This window comes from Enterobacter bugandensis, assembly GCF_900324475.1.
Classification (GTDB): Bacteria; Pseudomonadota; Gammaproteobacteria; order Enterobacterales; family Enterobacteriaceae; genus Enterobacter; species Enterobacter bugandensis.
In genome coordinates, this window is record NZ_LT992502.1 from 3,744,941 (window position 1) to 3,760,127 (window position 15,187).

Sequence of the window (15,187 nt, forward strand, 5' to 3'; positions counted from 1 at the left end):
TTCTGCGGTCTGTTTTGTCGGGTGGCGGCTTCGCCTTACCCGACCTACAAAACCCTTAGGCCCGGTAAGCGCAGCGCCACCGGGCCTATTTTTACAACAGCGGCGGGATCGTCGGCACCTGCGGTGCTTCATCAATATCCTTCTGCGTCATGCGGAACGCTTCCGGGTAATGCTCGCGGCTGGTACGACGCAGCGGTTCGGTATCGCGCCAGGTATAAAGACAATGCTGGCACTGGTAAACGGTCCAGACCCCTTTCATCGGTGACGTCGCCATCACTTCAATATGCTCATCGGCACAACGTGGACAAATCATCTTTTCCTCCTTATTGGCGTGCTGCCAGCATCGCGGTCAGTTTTTCAGCCCAGGCTTTAGTTTCAGGCAGATCCTGTACCGGCTGGCTGTAGTGGCCACGGGTGTCCGGTGCAACAGGCGTGGTGGCATCAATAATCAGTTTGTCGGTAATGCCCGCCGGGCTGGAGCCAGGGTCGAGTTCAAGCACTGACATGTTCGGCAGCTGCACCAGATCCCCTGCCGGATTGACCTTCGATGAGAGCGCCCACATCACCTGCGGGAGGTTGAACGGATCGACATCCTCATCCACCATAATCACCATCTTCACGTAGCCCAGACCGTGCGGCGTGGTCATGGCGCGTAAACCGACCGCGCGGGCAAAACCACCGTAGCGTTTTTTGGTGGAGATAATTGCCAGCAGACCGTGGGTGTACATCGCGTTCACCGCCTGCACTTCCGGGAATTCCGCCTTCAGCTGCTGGTAAAGCGGCACGCAGGTGGCTGGTCCCATCAGATAGTCAATCTCGGTCCACGGCATGCCGAGGTAAAGGGATTCGAAGATCGGTTTGGTGCGGTAAGAAACTCTGTCGATACGGACCACCGTCATATTACGGCCACCGGAATAGTGTCCGGTAAACTCGCCGAACGGCCCTTCGATTTCACGTTTGCGGCCTTCAATCACCCCTTCCAGGATCACTTCAGACCCCCACGGCACGTCGAAGCCGGTCAGCGGCGCGGTGGCAATCGGGTACGGGCTTTCGCGCAGCGCGCCGGCCATTTCATACTCAGACTGATCGTATTTCAGCGGCGTGGCGCCCATCAGGGTGATGATCGGGTCGTTGCCGAGAGTAATCGCGATCGGCAGATCTTGCCCGCGCTCTTCCGCTTTGTGCAGATGGAGGGCGATATCGTGCATCGGTACCGGCTGCAGACCGAGCTTGCGCTTGCCCTTGACCTCCATGCGGTAGATCCCGACGTTCTGCTTGCCGAAATGGTCCGGGTCGAGCGGATCGCGCGAGACAACGCACGCTTTATCGAGATAAAAACCGCCGTCACCGTCGTTCAGGCGAAACAGCGGCAGGATATCGAACAGGTTAATGTCTTCACCGTCGACCGTATTTTGCGCCCAGGCCGGGTTAGCGCGGCGCTCCGGCGTAACGGGGAATTTGTCCCAGCGGCGAATAAACTCGTCGATCTGTTTTTTTACCGGGGTATTCGCTGGCAACCCCATCGATATGGCGTGGTTTTGCCACGAGCCGATGGTGTTCATCACCACGCGGGCATCGGTAAAGCCACGAATATTGTCGAACCACAGCGCGGGCGCGCCGTCGCCAATACGGCCTGTGGCGTTGGCTGCCGCCGCCAGGTCCGGCTCCGCATTCACCTCTTCCTCAATTTTCAGCAGTTGCCCTTGCTCATCGAGCGCCTGCAGGAAGCTTCTCAAATCATCAAATGCCATCTTTGTTCTCCTGTGAAAAATGTTTCGCCTCCCGCAACCCGTTCCATCGGCGCGCCTTGTTGTGCTCCAGACCAAACTGGTCGAGCACACGGGTGACGATATGCTGGGTGATGTCATCGGCGGTTTGCGGGTGGTTGTAATACGCAGGCATGGGCGGCACCATCGCCACGCCCATGCGGGAAAGCGCCAGCATGTTCTCCAGATGAATGGTGCTGAGCGGCGTTTCGCGGGGAACGAGCACCAGCTTGCGGCCCTCTTTCAGCACCACATCTGCCGCACGGCCCACCAGCCCTTCGGCGTAGCCCGCGCGGATCCCCGCCAGCGTTTTCATGCTGCATGGAATGACGATCATGCCGTCGGTGCGAAACGAGCCGGAGGAGATGGTGGCGGCCTGGTCAGCCGGGCTGTGAACAACGTCAGCCAGCGCAGCAACGTCCTGCACGCTGTAAGGCGTTTCCAGCTCAATGGTTGTTTTTGCCCACTTCGACATGACCAGATGGGTCTCTACCTCCGGCATTTCCCTCAGCGCCAGCAGCAGCGCCACGCCCAGCGGAGCCCCCGTTGCTCCTGTCATTCCCACGATCAATCTCATTCATCACCTCAATCAATTTGTTCGTGTACGAACATTTAAAGATAAACTACTCCCGGATCGCTCTACTGACAAGATCGTTCGCACACGATCACATTAATTGCTAAAAAATCCCGCGTTATCATCCCGGGCTTTAGCGGCTATCATAGGGGGTGATTTTTTCTGTCGGAGTGTTCATGGAACTAAGACAAGAGGCGTTCCACCTGTTACGTCAGCTTTTTCAACAGCATACCGCTAAGTGGCAACATTCCCTGCCGGAACTGACCAAGCCGCAGTATGCGGTTATGCGCTCCATTGCCGAGCACCCGGGCATTGAGCAGGTGGCATTGACCGAAGTGGCGGTCAGCACGAAGGCGACGCTGGCGGAGATGCTCAGCCGAATGGAGGCGCGCGGGCTGGTCAAACGCGAGCACGATCCCGCAGATAAGCGCCGCCGGTTTGTCTTCCTGACACCGGAAGGCGAAGCCCTGCTTGCAGACTGCCAGCCGGTCGGCAACGAGGTGGATGAGGCGTTTTTAGGGCGTCTTAATAAGGCCGAACGGGAGCAGTTCTCTGCGCTCATCAAAAAGATGATGCACGATTAATTCACGCTGGCGCGCATAAAATCAATAAAGGTGCGCACTTTCGCAGGCACGTGCCGGGCATCCGGATAAACCGCGTGGATGCCCTGCCGCGCGAAGGTATATTCCGGTAAAACCGGGACCAGTTTTCCCGCATCAAGCGCATCGCGCACCAGCCATTCCGGCAGTAACGCCACGCCACTTCCCGCAAGCGCAAAAGCCATAAGCGCCTGCGCGCTGTCGGCAAACAGGCGCGGCGCTTTTTTTATCTCAAGCATTTCAGGCGCACCGCTGGCATCTTTTACCTGCCAGCGCAGCGGCGACGCTAAGCGCTCGTGAATAATCCAGTCGGCTTGCGCCAGCTGCGCAAGCGATTCAACCGGATGATTCATCCGCCATTCCGGCGTCGCGACGGGCAGGATGGAAAAATGTGAAATCAATGCGGCGTGGTAGCGCGAGTCGGTAAGCGTTCCCAACCGAATAGCCACGTCAAAGCGCTCTGAGATCAGGTCGGCATGGAGTGAAGACGAAACATGACGCACGCGAAGCTCCGGGTGCAGCTGGCTAAACCTTGCCAGCAACGGTACCACGACCCGCGAACCATACTCAGGCGTGGTGGTAATCCGCAATTCCCCCGTGAGTCCTGCATGATTCGCGCGAACATCATCCTGCAGCCGTTCTGCGTCCTTCAGAAGCGCCACGCTGCGCTGATGAAAAAGCGCTCCCGCCTCGGTTAACGTCAGGCGGCGGGTGGAGCGCAGCAGCAGCGTCACCCCCAGCTCGGCTTCGAGCTGGCGAATATTGAAGCTGACCACGGCTTTTGTCAGGCCCAGCGCATCGGCTGCGGCAGTGAAGCTGCCGGTATCGGCCACCGCAACAAACATCTGCGTCCGCTGTAGGTTAATCATCATTACGCCTTTTACCGTCAAAATTTTTTTGACAGTATATCGCGCTTTGTCAGGTTTATCCGTGCTTCCGGGGTCGATACGATACGCCACCTCACGGGAGGATCCACCATGACGTATCGCAGCAAAGTCGCCGCTGTCTATCTGCTGGGCTTTTTTCTTGATTTGATCAACATGTTTATTGCCAGCGTCGCTTTTCCGGCGATGGCGCAAGCTCTTAACGCCACGCCTTCAGCGCTTGCCTGGGTCAGTAACGGATACATTGCCGGCCTGACGCTGGCGATCCCGTTCAGCAGCATGCTCACGCGCCGTTTCGGACCAAAACGGGTCATCCTGATCTCGCTTTTTATGTTCAGCGCGGCTTCTGCTGCGGCAGGCTTGTCTGCAACGCTGGAAAGCCTGATCGCCTGGCGCGTGCTGCAGGGCGTGGGCGGTGGCTTACTGATCCCCGTCGGACAGGCGCTGACCTGGCAACTGTTTCAGCCTCACGAGCGAGCCAGACTCTCCTCGGCGGTCATGCTGGTCGCGCTGCTTGCTCCCGCCTGCTCCCCCGCTATCGGGGGCCTGCTGGTGCAGATGCTAAGCTGGCGGTGGATATTTTTCGCGACGCTTCCGGTGGCCATCGTGACCTTTGTGTTGGCCTGCCTGTGGCTTAAACATGAAATACCCGCGATGAAAGCGGCCAGGCTGCTCAACCTGCGGTTGCTCGCGGACCCGCTTTTGCGTTTTGCCATGCTTGTCTATGTATGCGTTCCTGGCGTATTTATCGGGGTGAACGTTACGGGCATGTTTTATCTTCAGCACGAGGCGAACATGAGTCCAGCCGCAACGGGTATGCTCATGCTGCCGTGGTCCGTGGCATCGTTTATCGCCATCACGGCGACGGGACGCTATTTTAACCGTATCGGCCCACAGCCGCTGATTGTTATCGGCTGCCTGCTGCAGGCGACGGGCATTCTGCTTTTGCTTAACGTCAGTTCGGCTACGCTGCTTCCTGTCGTTGCGTTTACCCTGATGGGCGCGGGGGGAAGCCTGTGCAGCAGTACCGCTCAGAGCAGCGCTTTTCTGACAACGCGCCGGGAAGAGATGCCGGATGCCAGCGCGCTGTGGAATCTCAATCGTCAGTTGAGCTTTTTTGCCGGTGCCCTGCTGCTGGCAGAGGTGCTGAGTCTGGCGCAGAGTTATCTGGCGCCGCTCGCCGCCTGGCACGGAATGTTTCTTTTTGCCGCAGGCATGACCCTATTGCCTGTACTGTACGTTTTCCGACTTAACAATACGCAGGTGCTCGCCCAGCTGCGACAGGAGAATTCATGACGCCTTTTGAACACGACATTATCGACCTCCACATTGCGCTTGAAAACTGGTTAGGCAAAGGCGAAGGCGACTCCGACGCCCTGCTCGCCCGTTTCCGGCCAGATTTTCTGATGATCCCACCGGGTGGCGTTCATATCGACTATCACGGCCTTGTGGACTTTCTGCACAGTCAGCGAGGAAGCCGCCCCGGACTGAAGATCGTCATTGACGAATTATCCACGATCGAGCGCTGGGATCGTGGCGCGGTACTGCACTACCGGGAGACGCAAACCCGGCCGGACCTGCCCGTCAACGTGCGCTGGTCAACCGCGGTGCTTAATCAGGAAGGTGGCGGGATTACATGGCGTCTGCTACACGAAACGGCCCAGCCGTAGCACAAAAGAAAAAGGCCCGTCTCACGACGGGCCTTTTTGACGAAAGGATGCTTATTCGCGGAACAGCGCTTCGATATTCAGACCTTGCCCCTGCAGAATTTCACGCAGGCGGCGCAGACCTTCTACCTGAATCTGACGAACACGTTCACGGGTCAGGCCAATTTCGCGGCCGACGTCTTCCAGTGTCGCAGCTTCATACCCCAGTAAACCGAAACGACGTGCCAGCACTTCACGCTGTTTGGCGTTCAGTTCGAACAGCCATTTGACGATGCTCTGCTTCATGTCATCGTCCTGCGTGGTGTCTTCCGGGCCGTTGTCTTTTTCATCGGCCAGGATATCCAGCAGCGCTTTTTCGGAGTCGCCACCCAGCGGGGTGTCAACCGAGGTAATGCGCTCGTTGAGACGCAGCATACGGCTTACGTCATCAACCGGTTTGTCGAGTTGTTCGGCAATTTCTTCTGCGCTTGGCTCGTGGTCCAGTTTATGGGACAACTCGCGCGCGGTACGCAGATAGACGTTCAACTCTTTGACGATGTGGATCGGCAGTCGGATCGTACGGGTCTGGTTCATAATAGCCCGTTCGATGGTCTGACGAATCCACCAGGTCGCGTAGGTTGAGAAACGGAACCCGCGTTCCGGGTCAAACTTCTCAACTGCGCGGATGAGACCTAAGTTGCCCTCTTCAATCAGATCCAGCAGAGCCAGACCACGATTGCCGTAACGGCGGGCAATTTTCACGACCAGTCGCAGGTTACTTTCGATCATGCGACGACGCGAGGCAACATCACCACGCAAAGCACGACGTGCGAAATAGACTTCTTCTTCGGCCGTTAGCAGTGGAGAGTAACCAATCTCCCCAAGGTAAAGCTGAGTCGCGTCCAGTACACGCTGTGTGGCGCCCTGCGATAACAGCTCTTCTTCAGCCAAATCGTTATCACTGGGTTCCTCTTCTACTAAGGCTTTTTCGTCAAAAGCCTCTGCTCCGTTCTCATCAAATTCCGCGTCTTCATTTAAATCATGAACTTTCAGCGTATTCTGACTCATAAGGTGGCTCCTACCCGTGATCCCTGAACGAGACACCCTGGCTGGCATGCCCCGTCAATTTATCGCTGCGGCAAGTACTGCAGCGGGTTTACGGATTTCCCCTTGTAACGAATTTCAAAATGCAAGCGTGTAGAACTGGTTCCGGTGCTACCCATGGTAGCGATTTTTTGCCCCGCCTTAACTTCTTGTTGTTCCCGGACCAGCATTGTGTCGTTATGGGCGTAGGCACTCAGGTAATCATCGTTATGTTTGATGATAATCAGATTACCGTAACCGCGCAGCGCATTACCGGCATACACAACGCGTCCGTCTGCGGTCGCGATGATAGCCTGTCCTTTACTGCCTGCGATATCGATCCCTTTGTTCCCACCCTCAGAGGTTGCGAAGTTCTCGATAATCTTGCCGTCGGTTGGCCAGCGCCATGCGGTGATGGACGAACTGGCATTCTGACTGCTTGCAGTCGGTTCAGTAGAGCTAACCACAGGTGCCGTGGTCGGTGCTGTGACAACAGTCGCAGTCCCTTTATTATTCGGCAACATTTTGTTAGCAGTCTGATCACCTGAATCCTCAGAATACGTAATTACAGGTTGTGAAGCAACCACCGTGGTGGATTTTTGTGCAGGCTTAACGCTGTTATTTTGAGCCGTCACATCGGCCGCTGAAACCGTATTGCCAGGCGTCAGTGGCGTACCCGTTGCGTTGCCCACCTGGAGCGTTTGGCCAACTTCCAGAGCATACGGGGCCTGGACGTTATTGCGCTGCGCGAGGTCACGGAAATCGTTCCCGGTGATCCAGGCAATGTAGAACAGCGTATCGCCGCGCTTCACGGTATAGGTGCTGCCGCCGGTATAGCTGCCTTTCGGAATGTTCCCATACTGGCGGTTATAGACTATGCGGCCATTTTGGGTCTGAACAGGCTGTTCAACTGGCTGAATCTGCGTTGGCTGTGTAACAGGATGTTGCACAGGCTGAATTTGTGGTGTTTGCTGCGGCGCAGCAGTACCCATTTTAGGCGGAGGCGTGATCAACATTCCGCTGGACGTGTTACCGGAGCCGCTGTTTCCCCCGACGGAACTGACGGGCGCAGGCGCGTTGTTGGAACTTGTACAGCCTGCCAGCCAGAGCGAAACCAGTGATAATGCCGCAACACGGCTGATGGTGAATTTAGGGCTTCCCGCGCTCATTTATCCCCCAGGAATGTGTTAACTACCAGTGACTTAAAATTTACCGTGATGACACGAATCTTTCGCGCCACACCATACGCTGAATTTGCCTTAATAACCCTGGATAAATCCGAGTCTCAGGCCAACTCCCCCTTTACCAGAGGCACAAAGCGCACGGCTTCCACGGTGTCGATAATATACTCGCCGCCGCGCCGACGAACGCGCTTCAATAGCTGCTGCTCGTCCCCGACGGGCAGAACAAGAATGCCCCCCTCATCCAGCTGCGACAAGAGCGCAGCGGGAATTTCAGGCGGAGCCGCCGTCACGATGATAGCGTCAAACGGGGCTCGAGCCTGCCAACCCTGCCATCCATCACCGTGTCGTGTCGAAACATTATGTAAATCAAGTTGTTTCAGGCGACGACGCGCCTGCCATTGCAAACCTTTGATCCGCTCTACGGAACAGACATGGTGTACCAGATGCGCCAGGATGGCGGTCTGATACCCCGACCCGGTGCCAATCTCCAGCACGCGTGAGTCGGGCGTGAGCTCCAGCAGCTCCGTCATCCGCGCCACCATATAAGGCTGCGAAATCGTCTGGCCTTGCCCGATGGGCAGCGCTACGTTTTCCCACGCTTTGTGTTCAAACGCCTCGTCTACAAATTTCTCACGCGGGACCTGAGCGAGCGCTTCAAGCACGTGCTCGTCGCGGATCCCCTGTGCGCGAAGTTGTTCCAGAAGAGTTTGTACACGTTTGCTTACCATTGCGCGTTCACTCCTGCGCGATCCAGCCAGCCCGACACCACATCATGCGCGCTATACGCGGTTAAATCTACGTGCAGCGGAGTGACCGAGACATAGCCATCATCCACGGCGGCAAAGTCGGTGTCCGGACCCGCATCGCACTTATCGCCAGGAGGCCCGATCCAGTAAAGGGTGTTGCCGCGAGGATCCTGCTGCGGGATCACCTGATCGGCCGGATGCCGGCTTCCGCAGCGCGTAACGCGAATGCCCTTAATTTCATTGAGAGGAAGATCCGGCACGTTGATGTTGAGAATGCGCCCGGTACGCAGCGGCTCGCGGCCTAGCGCCCGCAGGATCGAGCAGGTTACCGCGGCGGCGGTATTGTAGTGCGTGTGGCCGTTTAACGAGACCGCCAGCGCCGGGAACCCCAGATGGCGCCCTTCCATTGCCGCCGCTACCGTTCCGGAGTAAATCACGTCATCGCCGAGGTTCGGCCCGGCGTTAATGCCGGAGACGACGATATCCGGACGCGGGCGCATCAGCGCGTTCACGCCCAGAAACACGCAGTCCGTCGGCGTGCCCATCTGCACGGCAATATCGCCATTTTCAAAGGTAAAGGTGCGAAGCGACGACTCCAGCGTCAGTGAGTTAGACGCTCCACTGCGGTTACGATCGGGGGCCACAACCTGCACATCCGCAAATTCACGGAGGTGCTTCGCCAGGGTCTGAATGCCCGGCGCGTGGATCCCGTCATCGTTACTCAGCAATATTCGCATAATCACCCGAGGTGTTGATTAGTTCCCTGACAACACTGGTGGCAAAGCTACCTGCCGGCAGCCAGAAGCGTAACTCGACGGTCACGTCATCCCACCAGTTCCAGCTTAACTGCTGCGGATAGAGCAGCATCGCGCGGCGCGCTGCTTCGACTTTTTCCCGCACCAGCAAGGATTGTAATTCCGGCACATCCGCCACGGCGGACTGCTCAGCGCTCAACGCGTCGCCCTGGGTGCCCCAGTCGCCTGAGCCCGGCAAAGCTGCGGTAATCATCAGCGCTTTGGCATCCACGCGCGACTGCACATCGGCCATTTCTTCGGCCGTTGCCACAAACCAGCTTCCGCGTCCCGCTAATTGTAGCGCATCGCCAACAACAACTTGATTCGCGTCCGGTTTTTTCAGCCTTTCGCTCACAATCTGATTAAACAACGCGCTGCGGGCCGCCGACAACCAAAAACTGCGTTTATTCCTGTCGCGCACCGGCGCATCGCTTTGCGCCCAGCGCAGCGCGCCCTGCAGGTTGCTGCCGCCAATGCCAAAGCGCTGCGCGCCAAAGTAGTTCGGAACGCCGCGTTCATTGATGGCATTCAGGCGCTTTTCAACGTCTTCACGGTTAGTCACTTCGCGCAGCACCAGCGTAAACGCGTTGCCTTTCAACGCCCCCAGGCGCAGCTTGCGCTTGTGGCGGGCGTACTCCAGCACCTTACAGCCTTCAAGCTCAAATTTGCTTAAATCAGGCATCGCATTGCCGGGTACGCGGGCGCAGAGCCACTGCTCGGTGACGGCGTGTTTATCTTTCTGCCCGGCAAAGCTCACTTCCCGGGCGTGAATTTTGAGGAATTTTGCCAGCGCGTCGGCCACAAAGCGGGTGTTGCAGCCGTTTTTCAGAATACGCACCAGGATATGTTCGCCTTCGCCATCGGGCTCAAAGCCCAGATCCTCCACCACGAGGAAATCTTCCGGGCTGGCTTTCAGTACCCCGTTCCCCTGCGGCTTGCCGTGCAGGTATGTCAGATTATCGAAGTCCGTCATTTTGCCGCCTTCACCAGCAGCGCCACGGCTTCACAGGCAATCCCTTCGCCACGACCGGTAAAGCCCAGCTTCTCCGTGGTGGTGGCTTTGACGTTGACGTCGTCCATATGGCAGCCCAGATCTTCAGCGATAAATACGCGCATCTGCGGAATGTGCGGCAGCATTTTCGGGGCCTGGGCAATAATCGTCACGTCGACGTTGCCGAGGGTGTAACCTTTCGCCTGAATACGGCGCCACGCTTCGCGCAGCAGTTCGCGGCTGTCCGCCCCTTTAAAGGCCGGGTCGGTGTCCGGGAACAGCTTGCCGATATCACCCAGCGCGGCAGCGCCGAGCAGCGCGTCGGTCAGCGCATGCAGCGCCACGTCGCCATCAGAATGCGCCAGCAGCCCTTTTTCGTAAGGAATACGTACGCCGCCAATGATAATTGGGCCTTCTCCGCCAAAGGCGTGTACATCAAAACCGTGTCCAATTCGCATTATGCCTTCTCCTGATGGGTCGAACGGGTAAGATAAAATTCCGCGAGCTGTAAATCTTCCGGGCGCGTCACTTTTATATTATCAGCGCGCCCTTCAACAAGCGTGGGGTGAAAACCGCAATACTCCAGCGCGGAGGCTTCGTCCGTGATGGTCGCGCCTTCATTAAGGGCACGCGTTAAGCAGTCGTGGAGCAGTTCGCGGGGGAAAAATTGCGGCGTCAGCGCGTGCCATAAGTCGACGCGCTCAACGGTGTGGGCGATAGCACGCTTGCCCGGCTCGGCACGCTTCATGGTGTCGCGCACCGGCGCGGCCAGAATGCCGCCCACTTTACTGGTTTCGCTCAGCGCCAGCAGGCGTGCCAGGTCGTCCTGATGCAGGCACGGACGTGCCGCGTCATGGACCAGCACCCACTGGGCGCTTCCGGCAGCCTGAATGCCCGCCAGCACGGAATCGGCGCGCTCGGCGCCGCCATCAACTACGGTAATCTGTGGGTGTTTTGCCAGCGGCAGCTGCGCAAAGCGGGCATCGCCGGGACTGATGGCGATGACCACGTGCGTCACCCGCGGGTGCGCCAGCAGCGCCGTCACGGCGTGCTCAAGGATCGTTTTATCGCCAATTGAGAGGTACTGCTTGGGACATTCTGTCTGCATGCGCCGGCCAAAACCTGCGGCCGGCACCACGGCACATACGTCCGAAAAAGTTGCTGCCATGTCGTAATCCTGGGCCTGATTATCGATTGTTTTGTGCTGAGCCCTGATTGCGTTTAGACGCATCCGGAACCAGACGATAAAAGGTTTCGCCCGGCTTAGTCATACTGAGTTCATTGCGTGCGCGCTCCTCAATCGCCTCCTGGCCGCCATTGAGGTCATCAATTTCAGCAAAGAGTTGATCGTTACGCGCCTTAAGTTTGGCATTTGTTGCCTGCTGAGCCGCGACGTCATCGCTCACCCGGCTGTAGTCGTGCAGCCCGTTCTTACCGAACCACAACGAATATTGCAGCCAGACCAGCAAAGCCAGCAACAGCAGCGTTAGTTTACCCATCCTGCCCCCTGAAAAAACGGCATCATCATCCCATAACTTTCCGTTCGACTCTACTGCGGGGTTTTAATTATGTCGCAAGTTAGCCCATCAGCCATAAAAACAGCAGGCCAAAGATGACGACAACGGTGGCAATCGTGATAACCGTACTGTACAGGAGCTTGCCGTTGAAAAGGGAGTGCAGCGCAACCCCGACAACGACCGCAACGGGCATCAGCGCCAGGAAGAAGGGCCAGGTGTAGAGAAAGAAGAAAAGGGTGTTACCACCGTAGATCAAAAACGGGATACCCAGCGCCAGTAACCACGACGCAAAGCCGACTATCGCCCCAGGGAAGGACCAGGTCGTCTCATTGTCGGTGGTTAACGGTTCCGACCCGGTGGTGATAATGTAGTTTTCACTGTTGCGCATAGCTAATCCTGTGACCGTGACTCATCGTTCGGGAAGACAGCTCCCGAACGATACCGCCTCAGGATCTGATAATATCGTCCCGTCTGAGCAGGTCTAATAATTGGCTTACTAAATTTGTTACCAATTGTTGACCTTCCAGGTGAATCTCAGGCGATTCAGGCGCTTCGTAAACCGAGTCAATTCCGGTGAAGTTTCGAAGCTCGCCGGCACGCGCTTTTTTGTACAGCCCTTTCGGATCGCGCGCTTCGCAGATCTCCAGCGGCGTATCGACAAACACTTCGATAAAGCGATCCTGACCCACGCGCTCGCGCACCATCTGGCGCTCTGCGCGGTGTGGCGAGATAAACGCCGTCAGCACCACCAGCCCGGCGTCAGCCATCAGGCTGGCGACTTCACCTACCCGGCGAATGTTCTCTTTGCGGTCGTCGTCGCTGAACCCCAAATCGCTGCACAGGCCGTGACGCACGTTGTCGCCATCCAGCAGGTAGGTACTTACTCCCTGCTGATGCAGCGCCTCTTCCAGCGCGCCCGCCACCGTGGATTTACCGGAGCCAGACAGCCCGGTAAACCACAGCACCACCCCACGGTGGCCATGAAGCTGTTCGCGCTGGGCGACGGTGACCGGATGAGGATGCCAGACGACGTTCTCATCATGGGCGGCCATTACTTGCCTCCCAGCAGATCGCGGGCGCCCCAGTGCGGGAAGTGCTTACGCACCAGCGCGTTCAGCTCCAGCTCGAAGGCGCTGAACTCAGAGGTCACGCTCACCTGCGCGTTAGGCTCGCGCACCATGCCAGCACCGACGGTAACGTTGGTCAGGCGGTCAATAAAGATCAGCCCGCCCGTCACCGGGTTCTGCTGATACGGATCCAGCACCAGCGGCTCGTCGAAGGTCAGATCCACCAGGCCAATACCGTTCAGCGGCAGCTCGCTCACATCACGGTGGGTCAGGTTGTTGATGTCCACCTGGAACTGAATGCCGTCCACGCGGGCGCGGGTTTTCTTGCCCGCAATTTTGATGTCGTAGCTCTGGCCTGCGGTCAGCGGCTGTTCGGCCATCCACACCACGTCCACGGACGCGCCCTGCACCGCCGCCAGCGTCTCCTGCGCGTCGACCAGCAGGTCACCGCGGCTGATATCAATTTCGTCTTTCAGCACCAGCGTGACCGCTTCACCCGCTCCGGCCTCAGGCAGATCGCCGTCGAAGGTCACGATACGCGCAATTGCTGACTCCACGCCGGATGGCAGCACCTTAACGCGCTGCCCCACCTTCACGGAACCGGAAGCAATAGTGCCGGAGAAGCCGCGGAAATCGAGGTTTGGACGGTTCACGTACTGCACCGGGAAGCGCATTGGCTGAGTGTCGACCACGCGATGAATTTCAACGGTTTCGAGCACTTCCAGCAGCGTCGGGCCGCTGTACCACGGCATGTTTGCGCTCTGGGAGGCGACGTTATCCCCTTCCAGCGCCGAGAGCGGCACAAAGCGAATATCCAGGTTGCCCGGCAGCTGTTCGGCAAAGGTCAGGTAGCTCTGGCGGATCTCCTCGAATTTTTCTTCGCTGAAGTTCACCAGATCCATCTTGTTGACCGCCACCACCAGGTGCTTGATCCCCAGCAAAGTGGAGATAAAGCTGTGGCGACGGGTTTGATCCAGCACGCCTTTACGGGCGTCCATCAGCAGGATCGCCAGATCGCAGGTGGATGCGCCGGTCGCCATATTGCGGGTGTACTGCTCGTGGCCCGGGGTGTCGGCAATAATAAACTTGCGCTTCTCGGTGGAGAAATAGCGATAGGCCACGTCAATAGTGATGCCCTGCTCGCGCTCCGCCTGCAGGCCGTCCACCAGCAGCGCCAGGTCAAGTTTTTCGCCCTGGGTGCCGTGACGCTTGCTGTCGTTATGCAGGGAAGAGAGCTGATCTTCATAAATCTGGCGCGTGTCGTGCAGCAGGCGGCCAATCAGGGTACTTTTCCCGTCATCCACGCTGCCGCAGGTCAGAAAGCGCAGCAGGCTTTTATGTTGTTGGGCGTGCAGATACGCTTCCACGCCGCCTTCGTTGGCAATTTGTTGAGCAATAGTGGTGTTCATGGCGGCTCCTTAGAAATAACCCTGACGTTTCTTCAGCTCCATGGAGCCTGCCTGGTCGCGGTCAATCACGCGCCCCTGTCGCTCGCTGGTGGTGGACACCAGCATCTCTTCGATGATCTCCGGCAGCGTCTGCGCGTTCGATTCCACCGCGCCGGTCAGCGGCCAGCAGCCGAGGGTACGGAAACGGACCATCTGTTTTTTGATCACTTCACCCGGCTGCAGGTCGATACGATCGTCGTCAATCATCATCAGCATGCCGTCGCGCTCCAGCACCGGGCGCTCGGCGGCCAGGTACAGCGGAACAATCTCGATGTTTTCCAGATAGATGTACTGCCAGATATCCAGCTCGGTCCAGTTAGAGAGCGGGAAGACGCGAATGCTTTCGCCCTTGTTGATCTGGCCGTTGTAGTTGTGCCACAGCTCCGGGCGCTGGTTTTTCGGATCCCAGCGATGGAAGCGGTCGCGGAAGGAGTAGATACGCTCTTTGGCGCGGGACTTTTCTTCGTCACGCCGCGCGCCGCCGAAGGCCGCGTCAAAACCGTACTTGTTCAGCGCCTGCTTCAGCCCTTCGGTTTTCATGATGTCGGTATGCTTGGCGCTGCCGTGGACGAACGGGTTAATGCCCATCGCCACCCCTTCCGGATTTTTGTGCACCAGCAGCTCGCAGCCGTAGGCTTTGGCGGTACGGTCGCGGAATTCGTACATTTCGCGGAATTTCCAGCCGGTATCCACGTGCAGCAGCGGGAACGGCAGCGTGCCCGGATAAAACGCTTTACGCGCCAGGTGCAGCATGACGCTGGAATCTTTACCGATGGAGTACATCATCACCGGGTTAGAGAACTCGGCGGCCACTTCGCGGATAATATGGATACTTTCCGCTTCGAGCTGCCGCAGGTGAGTAAGTCGTTTTTGGTCCATAACCGTTCC

At 57.7% G+C, this 15,187-nt stretch carries 19 protein-coding genes; 3 read left to right on the forward strand and 16 right to left on the reverse strand.

The genetic code is table 11. From position 1 onward, the window contains the following. Positions 1 to 91 precede the first annotated feature (91 nt). From DG357_RS18060 to DG357_RS18070, 3 genes are read right to left on the reverse strand one after another with little or no spacing between them, the layout of a single operon-like run. Positions 92 to 313: a non-oxidative hydroxyarylic acid decarboxylases subunit D gene (locus DG357_RS18060; protein WP_063158007.1), complete on the reverse strand. Its 222-nt coding sequence runs from the start codon at positions 311 to 313 to the stop codon at positions 92 to 94. A 10-nt stretch (positions 314 to 323) separates the two neighbouring features. After that, positions 324 to 1,751, reverse strand: coding sequence for a non-oxidative hydroxyarylic acid decarboxylases subunit C (locus DG357_RS18065; RefSeq protein WP_088204201.1), 1,428 nt, complete (start codon positions 1,749 to 1,751; stop codon positions 324 to 326). Further along, complete coding sequence (locus DG357_RS18070) at positions 1,741 to 2,343, reverse strand: non-oxidative hydroxyarylic acid decarboxylases subunit B (RefSeq protein WP_088204202.1); 603 nt, start codon at positions 2,341 to 2,343, stop codon at positions 1,741 to 1,743. The genes DG357_RS18065 and DG357_RS18070 overlap by 11 nt, the downstream gene beginning before the upstream one ends. Before the next feature lie 173 nt (positions 2,344 to 2,516). Between DG357_RS18070 and DG357_RS18075 the strand changes: the two genes are divergently transcribed. Continuing rightward, on the forward strand, positions 2,517 to 2,924 hold the full coding sequence (locus DG357_RS18075; RefSeq protein WP_028014232.1) for a MarR family winged helix-turn-helix transcriptional regulator: 408 nt from the start codon (positions 2,517 to 2,519) through the stop codon (positions 2,922 to 2,924). On the opposite strand, the gene DG357_RS18080 is transcribed toward DG357_RS18075, so the two are convergent. Further along, positions 2,921 to 3,808 (reverse strand): LysR family transcriptional regulator, encoded by an 888-nt coding sequence (locus DG357_RS18080; protein WP_041908443.1) that lies wholly within the window; start codon positions 3,806 to 3,808, stop codon positions 2,921 to 2,923. The two genes, DG357_RS18075 and DG357_RS18080, sit on opposite strands and share 4 nt — an antisense overlap. A 108-nt stretch (positions 3,809 to 3,916) precedes the next feature. On the opposite strand from DG357_RS18080, the gene DG357_RS18085 reads away from it, so the two are divergent. Together DG357_RS18085 and DG357_RS18090 are read left to right on the forward strand one after the other, a co-directional pair. Next, positions 3,917 to 5,119: an MFS transporter gene (locus DG357_RS18085; protein WP_047367488.1), complete on the forward strand. Its 1,203-nt coding sequence runs from the start codon at positions 3,917 to 3,919 to the stop codon at positions 5,117 to 5,119. Then, on the forward strand, positions 5,116 to 5,493 hold the full coding sequence (locus tag DG357_RS18090) for a DUF4440 domain-containing protein (RefSeq protein ID WP_048956592.1): 378 nt from the start codon (positions 5,116 to 5,118) through the stop codon (positions 5,491 to 5,493). The genes DG357_RS18085 and DG357_RS18090 overlap by 4 nt, the downstream gene beginning before the upstream one ends. 51 nt (positions 5,494 to 5,544) lie before the next feature. Here the strand turns inward: DG357_RS18090 and rpoS are convergent, their stop codons facing one another. The 12 genes from rpoS to cysD all read right to left on the reverse strand — a co-directional run bounded on the left by rpoS (position 5,545) and on the right by cysD (position 15,178). Next, positions 5,545 to 6,537: an RNA polymerase sigma factor RpoS gene (rpoS, locus tag DG357_RS18095; RefSeq protein ID WP_013098493.1), complete on the reverse strand. Its 993-nt coding sequence runs from the start codon at positions 6,535 to 6,537 to the stop codon at positions 5,545 to 5,547. Between the two features lie 59 nt (positions 6,538 to 6,596). After that, entirely contained in the window at positions 6,597 to 7,721 is a 1,125-nt protein-coding gene (gene nlpD / locus DG357_RS18100; RefSeq protein ID WP_041908436.1) for a murein hydrolase activator NlpD, read from the reverse strand. A 116-nt stretch (positions 7,722 to 7,837) separates the two neighbouring features. Further along, positions 7,838 to 8,464 (reverse strand): protein-L-isoaspartate(D-aspartate) O-methyltransferase, encoded by a 627-nt coding sequence (locus tag DG357_RS18105; RefSeq protein WP_028014237.1) that lies wholly within the window; start codon positions 8,462 to 8,464, stop codon positions 7,838 to 7,840. Continuing rightward, the gene (gene surE / locus DG357_RS18110) at positions 8,458 to 9,219 is read right to left on the reverse strand and encodes a 5'/3'-nucleotidase SurE (protein ID WP_088204203.1); all 762 of its coding nucleotides are present in this window, start codon (positions 9,217 to 9,219) and stop codon (positions 8,458 to 8,460) included. The genes DG357_RS18105 and surE overlap by 7 nt, the downstream gene beginning before the upstream one ends. After that, positions 9,200 to 10,249 (reverse strand): tRNA pseudouridine(13) synthase TruD, encoded by a 1,050-nt coding sequence (truD, locus tag DG357_RS18115; RefSeq protein WP_088204204.1) that lies wholly within the window; start codon positions 10,247 to 10,249, stop codon positions 9,200 to 9,202. Before truD ends, surE begins: the two co-directional genes overlap by 20 nt. Continuing rightward, positions 10,246 to 10,725 carry a 2-C-methyl-D-erythritol 2,4-cyclodiphosphate synthase gene (gene ispF / locus DG357_RS18120; protein WP_006811766.1) on the reverse strand — a complete coding sequence of 160 codons (480 nt, stop codon included), beginning with the start codon at positions 10,723 to 10,725 and terminating at the stop codon, positions 10,246 to 10,248. The genes truD and ispF overlap by 4 nt, the downstream gene beginning before the upstream one ends. Continuing rightward, positions 10,725 to 11,435, reverse strand: a complete 711-nt coding sequence (gene ispD / locus DG357_RS18125) for a 2-C-methyl-D-erythritol 4-phosphate cytidylyltransferase (RefSeq protein ID WP_088204205.1) — start codon at positions 11,433 to 11,435, stop codon at positions 10,725 to 10,727. The genes ispF and ispD overlap by 1 nt, the downstream gene beginning before the upstream one ends. Before the next feature lie 19 nt (positions 11,436 to 11,454). Beyond that, positions 11,455 to 11,766, reverse strand: coding sequence for a cell division protein FtsB (gene ftsB, locus DG357_RS18130; RefSeq protein ID WP_003862095.1), 312 nt, complete (start codon positions 11,764 to 11,766; stop codon positions 11,455 to 11,457). A gap of 79 nt (positions 11,767 to 11,845) precedes the next feature. Then, a complete protein-coding gene (locus DG357_RS18135) occupies positions 11,846 to 12,172 on the reverse strand; it encodes a DUF3561 family protein (protein ID WP_028014241.1) in 327 nt (108 codons plus the stop codon). Between the two features lie 58 nt (positions 12,173 to 12,230). Beyond that, positions 12,231 to 12,836 (reverse strand): adenylyl-sulfate kinase, encoded by a 606-nt coding sequence (cysC, locus tag DG357_RS18140; protein ID WP_028014242.1) that lies wholly within the window; start codon positions 12,834 to 12,836, stop codon positions 12,231 to 12,233. Then, positions 12,836 to 14,260, reverse strand: coding sequence for a sulfate adenylyltransferase subunit CysN (cysN, locus tag DG357_RS18145; RefSeq protein ID WP_088204206.1), 1,425 nt, complete (start codon positions 14,258 to 14,260; stop codon positions 12,836 to 12,838). The genes cysC and cysN overlap by 1 nt, the downstream gene beginning before the upstream one ends. Before the next feature lie 9 nt (positions 14,261 to 14,269). Beyond that, positions 14,270 to 15,178, reverse strand: a complete 909-nt coding sequence (cysD, locus tag DG357_RS18150) for a sulfate adenylyltransferase subunit CysD (protein WP_008499613.1) — start codon at positions 15,176 to 15,178, stop codon at positions 14,270 to 14,272. Positions 15,179 to 15,187: the final 9 nt, after the last annotated feature.

Coding starts and splice junctions, on each gene's coding strand:
- DG357_RS18060 (WP_063158007.1), bottom strand. CDS start 313: ATGATTTGTCCACGTTGTGCCGATGAGCATATTGAAGTGATGGCGACG.
- DG357_RS18065 (WP_088204201.1), bottom strand. CDS start 1,751: ATGGCATTTGATGATTTGAGAAGCTTCCTGCAGGCGCTCGATGAGCAA.
- DG357_RS18070 (WP_088204202.1), bottom strand. CDS start 2,343: ATGAGATTGATCGTGGGAATGACAGGAGCAACGGGGGCTCCGCTGGGC.
- DG357_RS18075 (WP_028014232.1), top strand. CDS start 2,517: ATGGAACTAAGACAAGAGGCGTTCCACCTGTTACGTCAGCTTTTTCAA.
- DG357_RS18080 (WP_041908443.1), bottom strand. CDS start 3,808: ATGATTAACCTACAGCGGACGCAGATGTTTGTTGCGGTGGCCGATACC.
- DG357_RS18085 (WP_047367488.1), top strand. CDS start 3,917: ATGACGTATCGCAGCAAAGTCGCCGCTGTCTATCTGCTGGGCTTTTTT.
- DG357_RS18090 (WP_048956592.1), top strand. CDS start 5,116: ATGACGCCTTTTGAACACGACATTATCGACCTCCACATTGCGCTTGAA.
- rpoS (WP_013098493.1), bottom strand. CDS start 6,537: ATGAGTCAGAATACGCTGAAAGTTCATGATTTAAATGAAGACGCGGAA.
- nlpD (WP_041908436.1), bottom strand. CDS start 7,721: ATGAGCGCGGGAAGCCCTAAATTCACCATCAGCCGTGTTGCGGCATTA.
- DG357_RS18105 (WP_028014237.1), bottom strand. CDS start 8,464: ATGGTAAGCAAACGTGTACAAACTCTTCTGGAACAACTTCGCGCACAG.
- surE (WP_088204203.1), bottom strand. CDS start 9,219: ATGCGAATATTGCTGAGTAACGATGACGGGATCCACGCGCCGGGCATT.
- truD (WP_088204204.1), bottom strand. CDS start 10,249: ATGACGGACTTCGATAATCTGACATACCTGCACGGCAAGCCGCAGGGG.
- ispF (WP_006811766.1), bottom strand. CDS start 10,725: ATGCGAATTGGACACGGTTTTGATGTACACGCCTTTGGCGGAGAAGGC.
- ispD (WP_088204205.1), bottom strand. CDS start 11,435: ATGGCAGCAACTTTTTCGGACGTATGTGCCGTGGTGCCGGCCGCAGGT.
- ftsB (WP_003862095.1), bottom strand. CDS start 11,766: ATGGGTAAACTAACGCTGCTGTTGCTGGCTTTGCTGGTCTGGCTGCAA.
- DG357_RS18135 (WP_028014241.1), bottom strand. CDS start 12,172: ATGCGCAACAGTGAAAACTACATTATCACCACCGGGTCGGAACCGTTA.
- cysC (WP_028014242.1), bottom strand. CDS start 12,836: ATGGCCGCCCATGATGAGAACGTCGTCTGGCATCCTCATCCGGTCACC.
- cysN (WP_088204206.1), bottom strand. CDS start 14,260: ATGAACACCACTATTGCTCAACAAATTGCCAACGAAGGCGGCGTGGAA.
- cysD (WP_008499613.1), bottom strand. CDS start 15,178: ATGGACCAAAAACGACTTACTCACCTGCGGCAGCTCGAAGCGGAAAGT.